Here is a 19,101-nt window from a genome sequence, read left to right on the forward strand (position 1 = left end):
AAACAATGGCTAAGAAAGTCTTTAAAATGGTAAAGCTTCAGGTGAAAGGTGGCGCAGCTAACCCTTCTCCACCAGTAGGTCCAGCATTAGGTTCTGCAGGTGTGAACATCATGGAGTTTTGTAAGCAATTTAACGGAAGAACCCAAGATAAGCCAGGGCAAGTTTTACCTGTAGTAATTACAGTGTACGAAGACAAATCTTTTGAATTCGTTATTAAAACTCCACCTGCAGCAATTCAGTTAATGGATGCGGCTAAGATCAAGGGAGGTTCTGGTGAACCAAACAGAAACAAAGTAGGTGCTGTAACTTGGGAACAAGTAAAGAAAATCGCTGAAGATAAAATGGCGGATCTTAACTGTTTTACAATGGACTCTGCTGTTTCTATGGTTGCAGGTACTGCTAGATCTATGGGATTAAGAGTAACAGGAACTAAACCAACTTTTAACGCTTAAAACTATTAGAAATGGCAAAATTGACTAAAAAGCAAAAGGAAGCTTTAAGCAAAGTAGAAAAAGGAAGAATCTATAACCTTGAAGAAGGTTCAGCTCTTGTAAAAGAAGTGAACACTGCAAAGTTTGATGCTTCTGTAGATATCGCTGTAAGATTAGGTGTAGACCCAAGAAAAGCAAACCAAATGGTAAGAGGTGTTGTATCTCTTCCTCACGGTACTGGTAAAGATGTTAAAGTTTTGGCTTTAGTAACTCCAGATAAAGAAGCAGAAGCTAAAGCTGCTGGTGCTGATTATGTAGGTCTTGACGAATATTTACAAAAAATTAAAGATGGTTGGACAGACGTTGACGTTATCGTTACGATGCCAGCTGTAATGGGTAAATTAGGTCCATTAGGTAGAGTATTAGGTCCAAGAGGTTTAATGCCAAACCCTAAATCAGGAACTGTAACAATGGAAATTGGTAAAGCAGTAACTGAAGTGAAAGCAGGTAAAATTGATTTCAAAGTAGACAAGTATGGTATCATCCACGCTGGTATTGGTAAAGTATCTTTCGATGCTGCTAAGATCAAAGAAAATGCGCAGGAATTGATCTCTACATTGATCAAAATGAAGCCAACTGCTGCTAAAGGAACTTATGTGAAGTCTATCTATTTGTCTTCTACAATGAGCCCAGGTATTGCAATTGATACTAAATCTGTTAACTAATAATAATCCTTAAGACAATGACAAAAGACCAAAAAGTTGTAGCAATACAAGAGATCAAAGATTTGCTTCAGGATGCAAAAGTAGTATACGTAGCAGATTTAGACGGTTTGAACGCTGGTAAATCTTCTGATTTCAGAAGACAAGCTTTCAAGCAAAACATCAAAGTAAAAGTTGTTAAAAATACACTTTTACAGAAAGCAATGGAGCAAATTGAAGGAGTAGATTACTCTGAAATGTTCCCTACTTTCAAAGGAAACTCAGCGTTGATGATTGCTGATACAGCAAACGCTCCTGCTAAGTTAATCCAAGGATTCAGAAAGAAAGAAGAAAAGCCAGCTTTAAAGTCTGCTTTTGTTCAAGAAACTTTCTACTTAGGTGACAACAACCTAGACATGTTGGCTAACATCAAGTCTAGAGAAGAAATGATCGGTGAAATCATCGGATTACTTCAGTCTCCAATCCAAAGAGTTGTTTCTGCTCTTCAAAACAAACCTGAAACTGTAGAAGCTAAAGCTGAAGAAGCTGCTCCTGTAGTTGAAGAAACTCCTGCTGCTGAAGCTCCAGAAGCTGCTGCAGAAAGCACTGAAGAAACAAGTGCTGAATAATTACACTCAAGAAATTAAATAAATAATCAACAAAAACATTACAACAATGTCAGATTTAAAAAATTTAGCTGAAACGCTAGTAAACCTAACTGTAAAAGACGTAAACGAATTAGCTACTATCCTTAAGGATGAGTACGGAATTGAGCCAGCTGCTGCTGCTGTAGTTGTTGCTGCAGGTGGTGCAGGTGAAGCTGCTGAAGAAAAGACTGAATTCGACGTAATTCTTAAGTCTGCAGGTGCTTCTAAATTAGCTATCGTTAAATTAGTAAAAGATTTAACTGGTGCTGGTCTTAAAGAAGCTAAAGATATCGTAGACGGAGCTCCTTCTGCTATTAAAGAAGGTGTTTCTAAAGACGAAGCTGAAGCTCTTAAGAAGCAATTAGAAGAAGCTGGTGCTGAAGTAGAATTGAAATAATTTCAATTTTATTATAAATATAAGAAGCCTGAGCATTTGCTCAGGCTTTTTTTGTTGTTAACATGAAATAAAACATACATTTTATTTATAAATGTATTTGAATATTCTTACAGCGTATTGCGTTATATTTTATTATCATTATCTATTTGATAATTATTAATATGATATTTTGGTTAAAATATTTATATTGAATAAATTTAATGAATTTTTTTTATTAAAATATTGTTTTGTTTGAAAAAGTATTATATTTGCAATAATAAAAAACACAACAATTGGATAGAAATTATTTTCTTTCCTATGGTCAAATAGTATTTCTTCTGCTATTGTCGGCTATAGGAAAACTAAATACAAGCATTATGTCTGTCGCAGTAGACATTCCCCAGTTGCTGCACTATACAGATAGTAATGATACTAATCTTTACCCATACTTATCTGATACGTTTTCACAGGAACTAGTGAGTCCCCTGGGATTTAGTGTTTATCGTCATACAAACATTAATGATGATTTTCAATATCTTGCTGTTGAAAACGCATTACAAGGTAATGTGCCAATTGTTAATGACAGAGATTATTTTCTTTTACCTGTGAAGGATCTAAAATCTATTTCGGTCTTGAATAAATGGAGAATAATAAATTTTGCTGACCATTCGGATGTATTGGGTGTAATAAAGCAGGTTAAGAGGTTTTACGTGAACTCTGTTAAACTGATTGATGGTTTTAAGTTTATCATTAAAATCCCTGATAAACTGATGAGTACCTCTATAAAATAATATTTCTGATTTTTTACGGTTCCTTGTGGAGTTTCATTTACAGTTTTAAATGAAATAGCTATTGAACTGTCCTTTCTAAAAAACAAACACAAAAAAAACAACAAATATCAACTAACAATGAAAAACAAATTATTCACTCTAGCACTTTTATCTGTCGGTGTTTCTATATCTGCACAGGTTGGGATTAATGTAGGACAGCCGCAGGCTAGTCTTGATGTGATGGGCTTTCCATCAGATGCAAATAAACTTGATGGAGTTATTGCTCCAAGACTTACAGGAGTACAGCTGAAAGCTAAGAACTATACTGCTGCTCAAACAGGAGCTATAGTATATGTTACTGTTGTGGAGGCAGCTCCTAACGGACAAACGGTAAATGTTATAGCACCCGGTTACTATTATTTTGATGGTTCAAAATGGGGGAACTTAAATGCAGACTGGCGTACAGTGGGAAATAGTGGTACAGTAGCTACTTCTTCAACGTTAGGAACAGATATTTCCACTGGAAATTATTTAGGAACAAGCGATGGACAAAATCTGGTGCTGGCTACCCAAAAAAATGTAAAAGCAATACTTGATGTAGACGGAACGCTGCAAGGAGGAAATGCTAATGATGCATCTGGGCCTTATGCTGCTTTTTCCTGGGGATCAAATAATACAACCAATTCAACATCATCCAATGTTGCTATTGGAAGAAATAATACGGCAACTGCGATTAACGCTAATTTCCCGGCATTAGCTATTGGAGCCAATAACTCAGCTACCAGCGGAGCAAAGATTATTGGAAATTTAAACACGGCAACAGGAGCGAATCATCTTGTATTTGGAAACTCCAATACTGTGAGTGGCGTAGCAGGACTCACAATAGGGAATCAACATAACAATAAAGGTGGAATTGCTATAGGGAGTGGCAATACAGTAGACCCAAATAGTATTGCTGTTGGTTCTGCAAGTTCAGCTGTGGGAGGAAAAGCATATGTAATAGGGTTTTCCGGAACAGCCAATTCAGGGCAAACAGTATACGCAAACGGGACACAGGTGTTTTTTAATGAGAACAATGCTGCAACTACTAATGTAGGAATTAATATGGTTCCTAATTCAACAAATTTTGCTGATCTGGAAGTAAGTAAAGCAATACAAATTAGAGCCAATGCAAGGCCAACCTGTGATGCCTCAAATGCAGGAACTATTATATATGAAGTATCATCATCTGTAGGGAACTTTGTGGGATGTAGACAGACTGGAGCAAGTGCTTTTATATGGCAGATCCTTTAATGTAATTAAAAAATAGAAACACAAACTTTATAAAACAATAAAAAATGACCAAAAAATTATTCGAGAAACTAACCGCAGTCCTTATGACTTTCATAATGTCTGCTGTAGTTTTTGCCCAACAGGGCTATGAGCCTATCCGTGGGATGGGAGTAGAAGCAAAACCAGTGAATAACTCGGGAATTTGCCTAGCATGTTATAGCGGAAGTATGAATCCGGTGGTGGATGCCAGTCTGGATAACAGTGTGAATATGGGGAATTTCGCATCTTTAATAAGTGGAAATGGAATCTCTGTAAAAAATAATAATACCACTTATCCGGCAGGATATATTACTGGATTTAATGTAGATCTTGGAACGAGCTTTATCACGATTGATCTTTTAAGTTCATTAAGAATCAGTACTTATAAAAATGGAGTTCTTCAGGAAACCACTACAAGCAGTACGCTTTTATCAGTGCCGGCATTTGGGGGAAGTAAAAACAGAATATTCTTACATTTTAAGACTTCCAAAGAGTTTAATGAAGTGAGATTATACCAAACCAATGTTCTTTCTGTATTCAGTGCAATGAATGTGTATTATGCATTTGCATTTGATCCAGCCAGAGTACCGGTAGACAACAATGGAATTTGTGATGATATTATTGCAGGAAGTGGTGTAGATGGTAATGTGTCCGGAAGCAGTAGTTTCCTTGCTCCTCTTTCTTATGTTCAGAACAAAGAAAATATAGGGGATGGAAATAAAAATTCTTTCGGGAAAGTAGTTCTTCCTATAGGATTATTAGGATCTTATTCAGTAGGAGTTTTAGACAAAAATCAGGTGTATCCTGCAGGAAACAGAACTGGGTTTGTTATTGAGCCTGATGATCAGGGGAAATTATTAAGTGCTGAATTTTTAAAGAATATTACAATTGAAACTTATTTGTTTGGTCAGCTTCAGGATTCAAGACAACTTTCAGATGGTGGAGGATTGATCAATATTAAAGTTCTAGGATATGGTTCAGGAAAACAGAAATTAACTTTAACAACCACTAAACCTTTCAATGAAGTAAGATTAAAGATTACTCAGACGGTAGGATTTAATTTGGGAGCACTTAAAGTGTTTTATGCTTTCGAAGAGCCGATTTCTTGTGAATGTGATGATAAAATTCAGACCAGCGGATCAGCGGTGCCTGGAAATCTAGTAACAGGATCAAGCTGGACATCAGGACCTGGATTCTTAGGCCTTATCTTAGCCAAAATGACAAATCCGGAAGCTATTGTGGATAACAATCCATCCAATTATGCAACAGCAACAGTTCCGGCTGCATCTATCTTCAGTATTTTTTCAGCATTTGCAACCGTAAGCAGCAATAGTATGTTGCCTGCTAATACAATGACTGGATTTACTGTAGAAAAAGCAGGAAACCTTCTTGGGGTAAGCGTTCTTGAAAATATTACAGTAACATTATATAATGGAAACTCTGTAACAGATACTTTTACAAGCTCAGGAAGTCTTATTAGTGGAAATTTCTTTACAACGAATTCCAATAAATTTTATGTAGGAGGAAAGGCTACAAAACCTTTTAACAGAATGAAAATTACCTTCAATAGCGGTACAGCTGTTCGTATTCCTCAGAATTATTATATCTATAATGCATTTGCTAGTAAAGATGATGATAATGACGGTGTTCCAAACTGCTTCGATCGTTGTCCTAATGGTGATGATAGTATAGATAATAATGGTAACGGTATTCCGGATTGTGCAGAAGGATGTACAGTAGTGAATGACAAATCGCCAACATTAGATACCGATGGTGATGGTGTTGTAGATGCTTGTGATTTTGACTCTGACAATGATGGTATTCCGGATTCAATTGAAGATTTTGATAAGAATGCTAAATTTGAAGATGATGATTTAGAGGGAGATATCTTAATTACTCCTGTCTTGGGAGATGCTGTTCCAAATTATCGTGATCTGGATTCTGATAACGATGGAATTTTAGATCTATTTGAATCAGGTATTCCGATCTCAGTGATTAACCAGATAGATGCAGATCATAATGGTATTATTGATAATGGTGTTGCAGTAGGTAAAAACGGTCTAGCCGATGTATTGGAAACATATCCGGATTCCGGAACTTTAAAATATCCAATTAGAAATGTGGATGGAGATAATACTCCTGATTTCCTTGATATTACTTCAAATGGTTCAGACTTTGACCTGTATAAGATAGGAAAAGGTAACCTTGATACATTGGGTGGTGGATTTATCTCTACAATTAATGATGGTGATAAAGATGGTATTCAGGCAGTTGTAGATACAGACCTTGTGAAGAGAGGAGCACCGAATTCTCCACTTTCACCATACGCTTCATTGCTTAAAAATGCATTGACAGCGACAGCAAAAACTTCTGGAACTTCAGAAATAAAACAAGCTGCTAATGATGTGAAGATTTACCCTAACCCTGTTAAAGCTGGAGAAAGCCTTATGGTGACAGCTTCGGAAGAAGGAACGTACACATTGTTCTCAGCAGAAGGAAAAGCGGTGAAGTCTGATAAATTCTCTGCACGTACAGGTATTGATACCGCATCATTGCCTACAGGGGTTTATATCATTAAGATTGAAACCAAATCAACAGTGAAATCTTATAAGGTTATTGTAAAATAATTTTGTAACTTCATAATAAGGCGAAGGCTGCTCGTTTCGGGCAGCCTTTTTATTTTAACAGCTTAAAAATGAGACGATTTATTTGTTATTGTGGATAACTTTTTGTATCTTTGCCCCTCTTTTGGCGCGAATAATTGTTTGTAAATTTATAAAATATTGAAAATCAACTCTTTCATTGTGTAATAACATGAAGGGGATTTCGTGTTTATAGATATTACGGGTAATACCGTCTCAAAAGTAAGAAAAATATTTTGCATTACGCTGTGAAAAGATATACCAGTGTTGCAGTTAGGAATCAGACTGTAAGAATAAAGAACAAAGAATAAAGACAATTTCTGATAGCGCCAAATATCTCTATGTCTTTTCTCTTTTCTCTTTTCTCTCCTTTTCTTTCCTGATATTTTTAAATGAATCAAAATATTTTTTAACCCTTTCTTAAAAGTTTTATGAGTAAAACAAAATCAACAACTCAAGGAAATCCGAGAATTAATTTCTCATCAGCGAAAGGAAAAATTGTAACTCCAGACTTCTTGGACATCCAAATAGAGTCTTTCAGAGAATTTTTCCAGCTTGATACACTTCCTGAAGCCAGAAAGACAGAAGCTCTTTACAAGACTTTCCAAGAGAATTTCCCAATTACGGATTCAAGAAACCAATTCGTATTAGAATTCTTAGACTATCTGGTAGATTCTCCACGTTATTCAATTGATGAGTGTGTGGAAAGAGGACTTACTTATTCAGTTCCTCTAAAAGCAAGACTTAAATTGTACTGTACTGACCCGGAACACGAAGATTTCCAAACAGTGGTTCAGGATGTATATTTAGGTCCGGTTCCTTACATGACACCAAGTGGATCTTTCATCATCAATGGTGCTGAAAGAGTTATTGTTACGCAGCTTCACCGTTCACCTGGTGTATTCTTCGGACAAACTTACCACGCTAACGGAACCAAACTTTACTATTCAAGAATTATCCCTTTCAAAGGATCTTGGATGGAATTTACAACGGATATCAACAGCGTAATGTACGCGTATATCGACCGTAAGAAAAAGTTACCATTAACAACTTTATTAAGAGCTATCGGTTACGAATCTGATAAGGATATCCTTCAGATCTTCGACCTTGCTGAAGAAGTGAAAGTTTCTAAAGCTGCCCTTAAAAAAGTAGAAGGGAGAACATTGGCTGCGAGAGTATTGAACACTTGGTTCGAAGACTTCGTAGACGAAGATACAGGTGAAGTAGTTTCTATTGAAAGAAACGAAATCATCTTGGATAGAGAAACAATCCTTGAAAAAGAACACTTAGATCTTATCTTGGATGCTGGTGTGAAATCTATCTTGATTCACAAAGAAAACAGCAATGAATTCTCTATCATCCAGAATACATTACAAAAAGACCCTACTAACTCTGAGAAAGAGGCAGTAGAGTACATCTATCGTCAGTTAAGAAACGCAGATCCACCAGATGAGGAAACTGCAAGAGGAATCATTGAAAAATTATTCTTCTCTGAGCAGAGATACTCTTTAGGTGAAGTAGGACGTTACAGATTGAATAAAAAATTAAGTCTAAACATCCCAACTACAACTGAAGTTCTTACAAAAGAAGATATCATTGCAATTGTAAGACACTTAATTGAGTTAGTAAACTCAAAAACTGATGTTGATGATATTGACCACTTATCTAACAGAAGAATTAAAACTGTTGGTGAGCAATTAGCAGGACAGTTCGGTGTAGGTCTTTCGAGAATTGCAAGAACAATCAAAGAGAGAATGAACGTTAGAGATAACGAAATCTTTACTCCACTTGACCTTGTTAATGCTAAGACGTTAACATCTGTTATTAACTCGTTCTTCGGTACCAACCAGCTATCTCAGTTCATGGACCAAACCAACCCACTATCAGAGATCACTCACAAGAGAAGATTATCTGCACTAGGGCCTGGTGGTTTATCAAGAGAAAGAGCAGGTTTCGAGGTTCGTGACGTTCACCATACTCACTACGGAAGAATTTGTCCGATTGAAACTCCGGAAGGACCAAACATTGGTTTGATTTCATCTTTAGGTATTTATGCAAAAATCAACAACCTTGGTTTCATCGAAACTCCATATAGAAAAGTAGAAGGTGGTAAGATTGATCTTAACGCTGCTCCTATTTATCTGAATGCTGAAGACGAAGAAGATAAAGTAATTGCTCAGGCAAACGTTGAATTAAGTGATGGTGGTGATTTCTTAACAGACAGGATTATTGCAAGATTAGATGGTGATTATCCGGTAGTGGAGCCTGCTCAGGTTAACCTTATCGACGTTGCACCAAACCAGATTTCCGGTATTTCCGCTTCATTAATTCCTTTCTTGGAGCATGATGATGCGAACCGTGCATTGATGGGATCTAACATGATGCGTCAGGCCGTTCCTCTATTGAAGCCACAGGCTCCAGTTGTTGGTACAGGGCTTGAGCAACAAGTTGCAAGAGATTCAAGAATCTTAATTAACGCTGAAGGTACAGGTACTGTACAGTATGTAGATGCTGACAGAATCGTTATTAAGTACGAAAGAAGCGAAGACGAAGATTTAGTACAATTTGAGTCTGCTACTAAAACATATAAACTTACTAAGTTTAGAAAAACTAACCAGAGTACAACAATTACCCTAAGACCAAACGTAAGAGTAGGTGATGTAGTGGAAAAAGGACAGGTACTTTGTGACGGTTATGCTACTGAAAAAGGAGAATTAGCTCTTGGTAGAAACTTAGTAGTAGCGTTCATGCCTTGGAAAGGATACAACTTCGAGGATGCAATCGTAATCAACGAAAAAGTTGTACGTGAAGACTGGTTTACTTCAATCCACGTAGATGAATATTCACTAGAAGTTCGTGATACTAAATTAGGTATGGAAGAACTTACTGCTGATATTCCAAACGTATCAGAAGAAGCTACTAAAGATCTTGACGAGAACGGTATGATCAGAATTGGTGCTGAAGTGAAGCCTGGAGATATCATGATTGGTAAAATTACTCCAAAAGGTGAATCTGACCCAACTCCTGAAGAAAAACTTCTTAGAGCAATCTTTGGTGATAAAGCTGGTGATGTAAAAGATGCATCATTAAAAGCTGACTCTTCATTAAGAGGAGTTGTTATCAACAAGAAATTGTTCTCTAGAAATATTAAAGACAAAAAGAAAAGAACTGAAGAAAAACTTAGACTTGAAGAGATTGAAAATACTTACAAAGCTAAGTTTGATGAGTTGAGAAACACTTTAATTGAAAAATTAAATACACTGGTAAGCGGTAAAACTTCTCAAGGGGTACAAAATGACCTTGATGAAGAAATCATCGGTAAAGGTGTGAAGTTCACTCACAAATTATTGACTTCAGTTGAAGATTATGTAAACGTTAGTGGTGCAGACTGGACAGTTGACGCTGACAAAAATGAATTGATTAAACAATTGATTCACAATTACAAAATCAAATATAACGACATCCAGGGAGTTAAAAACCGTGAGAAATTTGCAATTTCAATCGGAGATGAGCTTCCAGCAGGTATCATGAAGTTGGCTAAAGTTTACATCGCTAAGAAACGTAAACTGAATGTAGGGGATAAAATGGCAGGACGTCACGGTAACAAAGGTATCGTATCAAGAATCGTTCGTGAAGAAGATATGCCATTCCTAGAAGACGGAACACCAGTAGATATCGTATTGAATCCACTAGGGGTACCTTCTCGTATGAACATCGGACAGATCTATGAAACAGTTCTTGGATGGGCTGGTCAGAAATTAGGAATGAAGTTCGCTACGCCAATCTTTGATGGAGCAACTCTTGATCAGATTACTGAGTACACTGAGAAAGCAGGTCTTCCTAAATTCGGTCACACTCACCTTTATGATGGTGGTACCGGAGAAAGATTTACACAGGCAGCTACAGTGGGTGTTATCTACATGCTTAAACTAGGTCACATGGTTGATGATAAGATGCACGCACGTTCTATTGGTCCTTACTCATTGATTACTCAGCAGCCGTTAGGAGGTAAAGCTCAGTTCGGTGGTCAGAGATTCGGAGAGATGGAGGTTTGGGCACTTGAAGCATTCGGTGCATCTAACATCCTGAGAGAGATCCTTACTGTGAAGTCGGATGACGTGATTGGTAGAGCAAAAACTTATGAAGCAATTGCAAAAGGTGAATCTATGCCTGAACCAGGTATTCCAGAATCATTCAACGTATTACTTCACGAGTTACAAGGTCTTGGATTAGACGTAAGATTGGAGGAGTAAATTAAAGATTTAATTACTAAAAATTAAAGAATTAATAAACTCCGAGATATAAGAGAGAAAGTAATCTTTCAATCTTTAATCTTTTAATCAAAAATAAAATTATGTCAAATAAAAATAAATCAAGTAGATTTAATAAAATAACCATCGGTCTAGCTTCACCGGAGTCTATTTTACAAGACTCAAGAGGGGAGGTTTTAAAGCCGGAAACTATTAACTACAGAACTCACAAGCCTGAAAGAGACGGGCTATTTTGTGAGAAAATCTTTGGTCCTGTAAAGGATTACGAATGTGCTTGTGGTAAATACAAGAGAATTCGTTACAAAGGGATCGTTTGTGACCGTTGTGGAGTAGAAGTTACTGAGAAAAAAGTAAGAAGAGAGAGAATCGGGCACATCAACCTTGTAGTTCCAATTGCACACATCTGGTATTTCCGTTCATTACCAAACAAAATCGGATACCTTCTTGGAATTCCTTCTAAGAAATTAGATATGATCATCTACTACGAAAGATATGTAGTGATTCAACAAGGTATTGCTAAGAAATTAGACGGTTCTGATTTTGAGAACATGGAATTCCTTACAGAAGAAGAGTACCTTGATATCATGGAAACTCTTCCTGTAGAAAACCAATATCTTGACGATTCTGATCCAAACAAATTCATCGCTAAAATGGGTGCTGAAGCTGTTGAGGAATTATTAAAAAGAATCGACCTTGATGCATTGTCTTTCGACTTGAGACACAAAGCTCACAATGAAGGATCTAAGCAAAGAAGAACTGAAGCTCTTAAAAGATTGAACGTTGTAGAAGCATTAAGAGGTGCTAATACAAGAATGATCAACAGACCAGAGTGGATGATTATGCGTGTACTTCCTGTTATTCCACCAGAATTAAGACCATTAGTTCCATTGGATGGAGGACGTTTCGCAACTTCTGACTTAAATGACCTTTATAGAAGAGTTATTATCAGAAATAACCGTTTGAAGAGATTATTGGAGATTAAAGCTCCTGAAGTAATCTTGAGAAACGAGAAGCGTATGCTTCAGGAATCAGTAGATTCATTATTCGATAACACAAGAAAATCTTCTGCAGTAAAATCTGAATCAAACAGACCATTGAAATCACTTTCTGATTCATTGAAAGGTAAGCAAGGTCGTTTCCGTCAGAACTTACTAGGGAAAAGGGTAGACTACTCTGCGCGTTCGGTAATTGTTGTAGGTCCAAACTTACAGCTTCACGAATGTGGTATTCCTAAAGATATGGCAGCTGAACTTTACAAACCATTCATCATTAGAAAACTAATCGAGAGAGGAATTGTAAAAACAGTAAAATCTGCGAAGAGAATTATCGATAGAAAAGAACCAGTAGTTTATGATATCCTAGAAAACGTGATGAAAGGTCACCCGGTACTATTGAACAGGGCACCTACTCTTCACAGATTGGGTATTCAGGCTTTCCAACCTAAGATGATCGAAGGTAAAGCGATCCAACTACACCCGTTAGTAACTACGGCCTTCAATGCCGATTTCGATGGTGACCAGATGGCGGTACACTTACCGTTAGGACCAGAAGCGATCCTTGAAGCTCAGTTATTGATGTTAGGTTCTCAAAACATCTTGAACCCTGCAAACGGTTCTCCAATTACAGTACCATCTCAGGACATGGTTCTTGGTCTTTATTTCATGACTAAAGAATTGAGCTCTACAGAAGATATGAAAGTGAAAGGAGAAGGTCTTGCATTCTATTCTCCTGAAGAAGCAGAAATTGCTTATGCAGAAGGTAGAGTTTCATTAAATGCCAAGGTAAGATGTAGACTACCAGTTAAAGAAGACGGTGTAATCGTAACAAGATTGATCGAAACTTCTGTAGGTAGAATCTTATTCAACCAAATTGTACCTAAGCAGTCAGGATATATTAATGAGCTTCTTACTAAGAAATCATTAAGAAACGTTATTGGTAAGATCCTTGCCGATACGGATTTCCCTACCACTGTGAAGTTCTTGGATGCAATGAAAGATCTAGGGTATTCAAACGCATTCAAAGGAGGTCTATCGTTCTCTCTTGGAGATATCGTAGTACCTGTGGAGAAAAAGCAGATGATTGCTACTTCAATTGAAACTGTAGACGAAATTAGAGCTAACTATAACATGGGTCTAATTACCGATACAGAACGTTATAACCAGGTAATCGACGTTTGGACTAACACCAACGCTGGATTAACTGAAATGATCATGAGCAGAATGAAAACTGACCAAGGTGGTTTCAACTCTGTATACATGATGCTTGACTCTGGGGCGAGGGGTTCTAAGGAACAGATCCGTCAGTTATCAGGGATGAGAGGTTTGATGGCGAAACCGCAAAAAGCTGGTTCTACCGGTGCGGAGATCATCGAAAACCCGATCCTTGCAAACTTTAAGGAAGGTCTTTCCATCTTAGAGTACTTTATCTCTACCCACGGTGCTCGTAAGGGTCTTGCGGATACCGCTCTTAAAACTGCCGATGCTGGTTACCTAACCAGAAGATTGGTAGACGTTGCACAGGATGTTATCGTTACAGAAGATGACTGTGGAACGTTGAGAGGAACAGAAGTTACTGCACTTAAGAAAAATGACGAGATCGTTGAAAAAATCTCTGAAAGAATCTTAGGTAGAGTATCTCTTCATAATATTTATGATCCTGAAAGTGATGAATTAATCACTGAAGCTGACCAAGTAATTACTGAGCAATTAGCTAAGAGAATTGAGGCAGCAGGATTAGAAGCTGTTGAAGTACGTTCACCACTTACATGTGAAGCTAAAAAAGGTATCTGTGCGAAATGTTACGGTAGAAACTTAGCAACAGGTAAGATGATCCACATGGGTGAGGCAGTAGGGGTTATCGGTGCACAGTCAATTGGGGAACCAGGAACTCAGCTTACGTTGAGAACCTTCCACCAAGGGGGTACCGCAGGTAACGTTTCTGAAAACCCATCTATTGTTGCAAGAAGAGACGGTATCGTAGAAATGGATGAAGTAAGAACAATTACTTCTGAAGATGAAAACGGTAATACAGCTGAGGTTGTAGTTTCTCGTTCAACAGAATTTAGATTGGTTGCTGATAATGAGTCTAGAACTCCATTAATGGTAGCTAACGTACCTTACGGATCTATATTATCTGTGAAACCAGGTGATAAAGTGAAGAAAGGAGATACGATCTGTAGATGGGATCCGTATAACGCGGTTATCATTGCTGAAACTGCAGGTAAGGTAGAATACGAGGATATTATCCAAGGTATTTCATTCCAACTTGAAATTGACGAACAGACAGGATTTGAAGAGAAAGTAATCTCTGAATCTAGAAATAAGAAAGCCGTACCTACTCTTAAAGTGGTAGATTCTAAAGGTGTTGAGCAAAAAGCTTACAACTTACCGGTAGGAGCCCACTTAATGGTTAACGATGGTGAAAAAATTAAGGCTGGTAAAGTCCTAATCAAGATCCCAAGAAAATCTGCAAAAGCAGGGGATATCACCGGAGGTCTTCCGAGAGTTACCGAATTATTCGAAGCAAGAAACCCTTCAAACCCAGCGGTTGTTACTGAAATCGACGGGGTAGTTTCTTACGGAAAAATTAAGAGAGGTAACCGTGAATTGATCGTTGAGGCTAAAACTGGAGAAAGAAAAATTTACTTAGTTAAATTATCTAACCAGATCTTAGTACAGGAGAATGACTTCGTGAGAGCTGGTTCGCCACTTTCTGACGGTTCAATTACTCCAGACGATATCTTAAGAATTAAAGGTCCAACAGCTGTTCAGGAATACTTAGTAAACGAGATCCAGGAAGTTTACCGTCTACAGGGGGTAAAAATCGACGACAAGCACTTCGAAATCATCGTAAGACAGATGATGACAAAAGTATCTATCGTGGATGGAGGTGATACTCAATTCCTTGAAGGAGCTCTTGAACACAAGTATGACTTCTTGGAAGAGAACAACAGAGTATTCGGTCTTAAAGTAGTAGTAGAGGCTGGTGATTCTAAAGAATTCATGCCAGGTCAGATGATTACTGCAAGAGAATTAAGAGATGAAAACTCTAAATTGAAACGTGAAGATCAAAGTTTAGTAGAAGTAAGAGAAGCTCTTCCTGCTACAGCAACTCCTGTATTACAAGGTATTACAAGAGCAGCACTTCAAACGAAATCGTTCATGTCTGCAGCATCGTTCCAGGAAACAACTAAAGTTCTTAACGAAGCAGCAGTTGCTGGTAAGATAGATGATCTTAACGGTCTTAAAGAAAATGTAATTGTAGGACACAGAATTCCTGCAGGTACAGGTCTTAAAGAGTATCAGAATGTTATCGTAGGTTCTAAGAAAGAATTCGAAGACCTTAACTAAAATTAATGATTTGAAATTTGGGATGTGAAATTATTTTTATATTTTCACAATCTCAAATTTCGAATTTTAAAAACATAATTTATAACAATGGACAACAATCAAAATCCACAAGACGGAAACATCAACATCGAATTAAACGAAATGGTAGCTGCTGGTATCTATGCTAACTTAGCTCTAGTAAACCACTCTCCATCTGAATTTGTAGTAGACTTTATTCAGTTGATGCCAGGTGTTCAGCAAGCTAAAGTAAGATCAAGAGTAATTCTTGCTCCACTTCACGCTAAAAGAGTATTAAGCGCTCTTCAACAGAACATCGCTAACTACGAGCAGCAGTTTGGAGAAATCAAAGAAGTTGAGCCTTTCGTATTAGGAGGAAACAACGTACAAGCTTAAGATTTTTCTTACAATAAAATAAGAATGCCCTGGTTTTTACCAGGGCATTTTTTATGTAATATTTTGCTTGATAGAGTGTAAATTGAAAATTAAAGGACCTGATTAATTAGTTTTATTTTTATTACAATGAAAATAAAATGTAGAAATTGATGCATTGGATTGTAATTAATTCACAAAACTGTTCTTTTTCACAAGTGCTTACAATTTTCGTAATTCTACTATTGATATAGACTTATAAAATGCTTAAAATATAATATTGATTAGTTTTATTGATTTTAAATACAAATTAAAAACATTTAGTTAATGTAAGTTAAATTATTTTATTTTTCTTAATTAAATTTGTGAAAAATTGAAAGGAATGAAACTTTATCCTATTGCAGCTGCTTTACTATGCATGAATATGTATGCCCAGCAGCAAAATAAACCTCAGGCCAATCAGAAGCACTTACAGGAGCTTTATTTGAAATATGAAAAAGATATTAAAAAAGCCCGTAAGAATTCGAAATTAATGGGAACCCCTCCAGATTTATATAACGAGGAGGATTATAAAAGAACCATGGATCCTATTACAGGAAATGTGAATTTTGAAAAATTAGCAAAGGTGAATAAAGATATTTTGATGGGGCAGTACAAAGCTGCTCAGCCAATGTCTTTTATTGCCGGTAATCAAGGATCTGCTGCAGGAAAAATAATTAATGAACCCTGGATTGAAAGAGGACCTTATAATGTAGGAGGAAGAACAAGAGCAATAATGTATGATCCCAACGATCCTACAGGTAAAAGAGTTTTTGCTGGTGGAGTTTCCGGAGGTCTTTGGGTAAATCAGGATCCCTCAGTGAGTACAAACGAATGGCAGCCTTTGAGTACATTTTGGGCTAATACTTCAGTAGTGTGTATTACTTACGATCCAACCAATCCACAGACATTTTATATAGGTACAGGAGAATCATCAACAAGCGATGTTGTAGGTTCGGGAATCTGGAAAACTACAGATGGCGGAGCTACATGGACTCAGATCTTTACCGTTCCAGTCACTTATGCTTCTAATGGAGTAAGAAATGGGAATTTTTATATCAATGATATTAAAGTAAGAAACAACAACGGCGTTTCAGAAATATATGCCGGGGTAAGCGGTTCTTATGTTGGGATATCTTTTAATGACGGATGGCAGGGTTTAAGCCAGGCAGGATTATATAAATCAGTGGATGGTGGAGCCACCTTTACTAAGAATGCTAATCTGCTGGCTATGAATGCTACTACGAATGTAGTGAGTACAACAGGGTATTCAATTCAACAGATAGAAATAGCGGCAGATAATTCTATATGGCTTTCTACAAGAAGTTCAAGGTTTTCCAATATAGATTCAGGAGGGAGAATCTTCAAATCTACAGATGGAAATACTTTCAATCAAGTCTATAATGTAGGAAATACCGGCTCAAGAGTTAATTTTACACTTTCCAAAACGGATGCTAATAAAGCCTATGCTTTTATGCAGGGAGTAGGAACTGCGGAGCCTATCAGAATTGTAAAAACAATTGATGGCGGAACTACATGGCAGTCTACTTCAGATGTGCCACAAGTTATTAAATTACCTAAAGCTACAGATACAAGTATCCCGGCCAATGACTTCACAAGAGGACAGTCTTTTTATGATTTGGTCATAACTGCAGACCCTCTGAATGATAATACCCTGTATATTGGAGGTATTGATCTATTTAAATCTACAGATGGAGGAACTAACTGGACGCAGATTTCAAAATGGTCTAACAACAATGCTATGGCTAACCTGGCTGTTTCTACAGTACATGCCGATCAGCATGCTATCGTGTTTAATCCATTCAATAATTACAATACAGGCCAAATGATGTTTGGAAATGACGGTGGAATCTTCTTTGCCGCCAATAAAGAAAGTATTGGTGCTGTTGGAGGTATGGTAGCCAGAAATACAAGATACAATGTAACCCAGTTCTACGGAGCTGTACTTAATCCTACAAAAACTCCGGCAAATGAAGAATTACTGGCAGGAGCACAAGATAATGGTTCATGGTGGCTGTATGGTCTACCACAACCTAATAACTTTCTAACCTTGGCAGCTGCCACAGGAGGAGACGGGATGTACCCGGAGTATGACGATCAGGATTTATATGAAATTTCAAGTTATACTAATAATAGTCACTATTTGCTGAATTCAACACCCAATGCCAATTATCTGATTTCAACTTCTGCTAACAGAAGTCTGGGGCATTTCGTAAATGAGATTGCACTGGACAGGATGAATGATGTTTTCTATTCTTACCGTTCGGGGCTTACCCTTTTCAAAACAGCCGGGCTTAGCAGTACTGCAACAACATTCACGAATGATCAGATTAATGTAGGAACAGCGCAGAGTGGTGAACAGGTTTCATGGCTTAAAATTTCACCTCATACAACAGCATCTTCTACACTTTTCGTTGGAACTAACCTGGGAAGGCTTTTCAAAATTACCAATGCCAATACTCCATCATATACATCTACTGTATTAACATCACCTGCTGCAGGAACCATTTCAGATATAGAATTTGGGGCTAATGAAAATGAAATTTTATTAACATTATCTAATTATAATCAGATTAGCGTATTCTATTCAACAGATGGTGGAACTTCATGGCAGAATAAAGAAGGTAATTTACCGGATATGCCGGTAAGAACTATTCTTAGAAATCCGGATGATCCAAATGAAGTATTAGTAGGTACAGAATTGGGAGTATGGGGAACTGCTAATTTCCTTTCCGGAGCACCTACATGGTCATCAGTAACAGGAAATATCGGGAATGTAAGAGTAACAAGTCTGGATTACAGACCTTCTACAAAAACTGTTCTGGTTTCTACTTATGGAAGAGGAGCATGGACGACTCAAAATACCAATACTTCTCTGGCAACTTCAGAAACTTCAGCAGTTTCTCCAAGAACGATGAACAGAGTGTATCCTAATCCATCTAAAGGAATTGCCCGTTTAAGATTTAATAATACCAATCATAGTTCTGTGGACATTAGCATATTTGATAAAGCCGGAAGATTGGTATACAGCAAGAAAAATGTAAAATCTGATGAAGAGTTTGGTCAGAAAATGATACCCGGAACGTATATTTTGAAGGCTGAAGATAAAGGAGAGATCGTATTTAGCGGTAATTTCCTTGTAATTGGACGTACTGGAGGTGATGATGATTAAAA

Annotated in this window: 11 protein-coding genes; all 11 read left to right on the top strand. The window is 37.2% G+C overall.

Features of this window, described 5'->3' with window-relative positions; all coding sequences use genetic code 11:
- Window positions 1–5: 5 nt before the first annotated feature.
- The gene (gene rplK, locus BLS98_RS18330; protein WP_045501113.1) at window positions 6–452 is read left to right on the top strand and encodes a 50S ribosomal protein L11; all 447 of its coding nucleotides are present in this window, start codon (window positions 6–8) and stop codon (window positions 450–452) included.
- Between the two features lie 11 nt (window positions 453–463).
- The gene (gene rplA, locus BLS98_RS18335) at window positions 464–1,156 is read left to right on the top strand and encodes a 50S ribosomal protein L1 (protein WP_045501112.1); all 693 of its coding nucleotides are present in this window, start codon (window positions 464–466) and stop codon (window positions 1,154–1,156) included.
- 17 nt (window positions 1,157–1,173) lie between these two features.
- Window positions 1,174–1,761: a 50S ribosomal protein L10 gene (gene rplJ / locus BLS98_RS18340; RefSeq protein WP_045501111.1), complete on the top strand. Its 588-nt coding sequence runs from the start codon at window positions 1,174–1,176 to the stop codon at window positions 1,759–1,761.
- A gap of 46 nt (window positions 1,762–1,807) precedes the next feature.
- On the top strand, window positions 1,808–2,176 hold the full coding sequence (gene rplL / locus BLS98_RS18345) for a 50S ribosomal protein L7/L12 (protein ID WP_045501110.1): 369 nt from the start codon (window positions 1,808–1,810) through the stop codon (window positions 2,174–2,176).
- Window positions 2,177–2,532: 356 nt separating this feature from the next.
- Entirely contained in the window at window positions 2,533–2,946 is a 414-nt protein-coding gene (locus BLS98_RS18350; RefSeq protein ID WP_139166151.1) for a hypothetical protein, read from the top strand.
- Between the two features lie 117 nt (window positions 2,947–3,063).
- On the top strand, window positions 3,064–4,218 hold the full coding sequence (locus BLS98_RS18355) for a hypothetical protein (RefSeq protein ID WP_089738160.1): 1,155 nt from the start codon (window positions 3,064–3,066) through the stop codon (window positions 4,216–4,218).
- 44 nt (window positions 4,219–4,262) lie between these two features.
- A complete protein-coding gene (locus tag BLS98_RS18360) occupies window positions 4,263–6,863 on the top strand; it encodes a T9SS type A sorting domain-containing protein (RefSeq protein WP_089738162.1) in 2,601 nt (866 codons plus the stop codon).
- A gap of 446 nt (window positions 6,864–7,309) precedes the next feature.
- On the top strand, window positions 7,310–11,131 hold the full coding sequence (gene rpoB, locus BLS98_RS18365) for a DNA-directed RNA polymerase subunit beta (RefSeq protein ID WP_089738164.1): 3,822 nt from the start codon (window positions 7,310–7,312) through the stop codon (window positions 11,129–11,131).
- Between the two features lie 101 nt (window positions 11,132–11,232).
- Window positions 11,233–15,498: a DNA-directed RNA polymerase subunit beta' gene (rpoC, locus tag BLS98_RS18370; RefSeq protein WP_089738166.1), complete on the top strand. Its 4,266-nt coding sequence runs from the start codon at window positions 11,233–11,235 to the stop codon at window positions 15,496–15,498.
- Between the two features lie 87 nt (window positions 15,499–15,585).
- Window positions 15,586–15,891: a DUF3467 domain-containing protein gene (locus BLS98_RS18375; protein WP_027375539.1), complete on the top strand. Its 306-nt coding sequence runs from the start codon at window positions 15,586–15,588 to the stop codon at window positions 15,889–15,891.
- Window positions 15,892–16,249: 358 nt separating this feature from the next.
- A complete protein-coding gene (locus tag BLS98_RS18380) occupies window positions 16,250–19,099 on the top strand; it encodes a T9SS type A sorting domain-containing protein (RefSeq protein WP_089738167.1) in 2,850 nt (949 codons plus the stop codon).
- The last annotated feature ends 2 nt before the right edge of the window (window positions 19,100–19,101 follow it).

This window comes from Chryseobacterium jejuense (genome assembly GCF_900100075.1).
GTDB classification, from domain to species: domain Bacteria; phylum Bacteroidota; class Bacteroidia; order Flavobacteriales; family Weeksellaceae; genus Chryseobacterium; species Chryseobacterium jejuense.